The organism is Frankia sp. AiPs1 (assembly GCF_023716945.1).
Classification (GTDB): Bacteria; Actinomycetota; Actinomycetes; order Frankiales; family Frankiaceae; genus Frankia.
This window is the reverse complement of sequence record NZ_JAMQQF010000720.1, coordinates 1-2,519: the sequence shown is the minus strand read 5'-3', so window position 1 is coordinate 2,519 and position 2,519 is coordinate 1. Positions and strand designations below refer to the sequence as shown.

Below are 2,519 nucleotides of genomic sequence, written 5' to 3'. Positions count from 1 at the left end.
CCCCGAGCACGTCGAGCCGGGTGCCCGGCACCTCGCCCGCCGAACCGCCGCCCGCCGAACCGCCGCCCGCCGAGCCGCCGCTTACCGGCGCACCACCCGTCGGCGCGTCGCGGGGGATGACCCGCAGCGCGCCGATCAGCGCGGCGACCCCGATCGGCAGGTTGATCAGGAACATCCACCGCCAGGAGAAGTGCGCCAGGACGGCCCCGCCGACGATGAGACCGAGCACCGGGCCGGCCGAGAGGACCATGCCCATCAGCCCCATCACCCGGCCCGCCCGGCGGGAGCCGGCGGCGCGGGCCAGCAGCGTGAGCACGAGCGGGTCGAGGATGCCGGCGGCGAGCCCCTGCAGGACCCGAAAGACGATCAGACTGCTCACGTTCCAGGCCAGCCCCGAGGCGCCCGAGGCGACCAGGAAGGCGACCAGGCCGACCAGCCACAGCCGGCGAGCGCCGAACCGGTCGACGGCCCAGGTGGTGACCGGGATGGCGACGGTAAGCGCCAGCAGGTAGCCGGTGGAGACCCAGCCGATCGTGCTGAGCGCGGCGTGGAAGCGCGCGGCCAGGGTGTCGACCCCGACGGCCACCATCGATCCGTCGAGGATGCCCATGATCCCGCCGAGGAGGACGACCGCGATCAGCCGCCGCAGCGCGGGATCGAGCCGCCCCTCGTCCAGCACCTGCACCATCACTCACCTCACGAGTCCCTCAATCTGCACCGACGAGTGCACTTTAACAGGCCACCACGTTCCGGGAAACCAGGAGGGTCGCTGGAATGCACCGACGGGTGCAGAGCCGGCGACGGGTGGGATACGGTGTCGTGATGAGTGGGAGGCCGCCCGCCGCAGCCGCCGGATCGGGCGCCGCCCTCTCCGGTCCGCCGGCCCTCTCCGGTTCGCCCGCCGCCCCGGATTCGCCCGCCACCCCCGGTTCGCCCGCCGCCCGAGATTCGCCCGACGCCCTCGGTTCGCCCGCCGCCGGGCGCGTACCCGCCCGGCCGGGTACGCGTGGTCGGATCGACAAGCGCGAGGCGATCCTCGCCACCGCGTTCGTGGTCTTCGCCCGCGAGGGGTACGCGCAGGCCACGCTGGATGCGATCGCGACCGAGGCGCGCGTCGCCAAGCACACGATCTACAACCACTTCGGGGACAAGCAGACGCTGCTGCGCGCGTCGATCGCCGCCGAGGCGGACCGGGCCATGGCGAAGAACCTCGCGGCCGTCGACCGGCTACGCGACCCCAACGGCGATCTCCGCACGGCGCTGGAGGACGTCGGCAGCCGGCTCGTCGCGTGCTACTGCGACGAGCGCGGCTGGGCGCTGCGGCGCCTGCTCTACGCGGAGATCAACCAGTTCCCCGACCTGCTCGACATCATCACCGGCCGGGCATCGGACCCGGTCACCGAGGCGCTCGCCGACCGCCTGGCCCGTCTCGCCCTGGCCGGCCACCTGCGCGCGGGCGACCCCGCCGCCGCGGCCGAGCATCTCGCCGCCCTGCTCACCGGATCGCTGGAGGCCCGCTGCCGCTACGGCACCCGGGTCATCTCCGCCGCCGAGCAGCGCGCCGTCGCCCGCGCCGCGGTCGACACCTTCCTACACGCCTTCGGCACCGATTCCCGTCCCGCCGCGACGCCCAGGACCACCGCAGCGCCGACCTGACGCCGACAGCGCCGACCACCGGCGGGCCGACCACCGGCGGACCGACCACCGGCGGACCGGCCACCGGCGGGGCCATCGACCCGCGGCTGGGCAGCCCCCCTGGCCTGATGGCACCGGCGACGGGAGCCTCGCGTCGGACCAGACGGAGCAGGTCCCACACCGGGGTGGAACCGGATTGCGGTGCATTCTGCACGGTCTGAGCCCGCCGACCGTACAAAGCGCACCGCACCCGACGCGGCTGCTACAGCCGAGGAACCACAGCTACCGGCCGCCGCCACGCTCCGCGGTCGCCGCCGCCGCCGCGAGGGCGTGACACGGTCATGCAGGTTCCGCGGAACCGCGCCGCGCCACGCCGTCGGGCGCGGCCCAGCCGCCGGAGGCACGTGTGGGTTCGGCAGGAGCGCCCCGGGACCGTCCGCCGTCCGCCGTTCCCACGCCCCTGCCGGCGGGCTGGTCCGCCTCCCTCGTCCGCACGCTCCTCCCCTCGGGTCGGCGACGCTCGCGCGTACCCCCCGCCCGTGCCAGCACCACCCGATGCACAGCCGCGAGCCAGCACGCGCCGAGCAAGGCGCCGCCGATCACATCGCTGGGATGATGCATGCCGCGGTAGGTCCGGCAGAACCCGACGAGCACCGGCACGGCGACCGCGACGACCATCGACGCGACCAGCACGACCCCGACCCACCACGGCCGAGCCGACACCGGCCTCCCCCCGCCTGCGCCCCGACCGGCAGCGCCCCGACCGACCCCACCCCGACCGACAGCGCCCTGGCCGACGTCTTGGCCGACCCCGACACCGCCCCGACCGACGCCGGCGACCCTGCCCTGGCCGACGCTGACACCGCCCTGGCTGGCACCGACAC

Annotated in this window: 3 protein-coding genes and 1 pseudogene; 2 read left to right on the top strand and 2 right to left on the bottom strand. The window is 75.1% G+C overall.

Annotation, left to right across the window (positions count from 1 at the left end; translation table 11 throughout):
• The coding region (locus ND748_RS29915) for an MFS transporter (RefSeq protein WP_251749553.1) at positions 1-688 on the bottom strand (688 nt) is incomplete at its 3' end.
• Between the two features lie 134 nt (positions 689-822).
• Here ND748_RS29915 and ND748_RS29910 point away from each other — a divergent pair.
• Positions 823-1,656, top strand: coding sequence for a TetR/AcrR family transcriptional regulator (locus ND748_RS29910; protein WP_251749552.1), 834 nt, complete (start codon positions 823-825; stop codon positions 1,654-1,656).
• Positions 1,657-1,974: 318 nt separating this feature from the next.
• Here the strand turns inward: ND748_RS29910 and ND748_RS29905 are convergent, their stop codons facing one another.
• Positions 1,975-2,289, bottom strand: a complete 315-nt coding sequence (locus ND748_RS29905) for a phosphatase PAP2 family protein (protein ID WP_251749555.1) — start codon at positions 2,287-2,289, stop codon at positions 1,975-1,977.
• Here ND748_RS29905 and ND748_RS34780 point away from each other — a divergent pair.
• Positions 2,191-2,519 (top strand): annotated as a pseudogene (locus ND748_RS34780) (hypothetical protein); the annotation flags it as partial. The gene ND748_RS29905 and the pseudogene ND748_RS34780 overlap by 99 nt on opposite strands.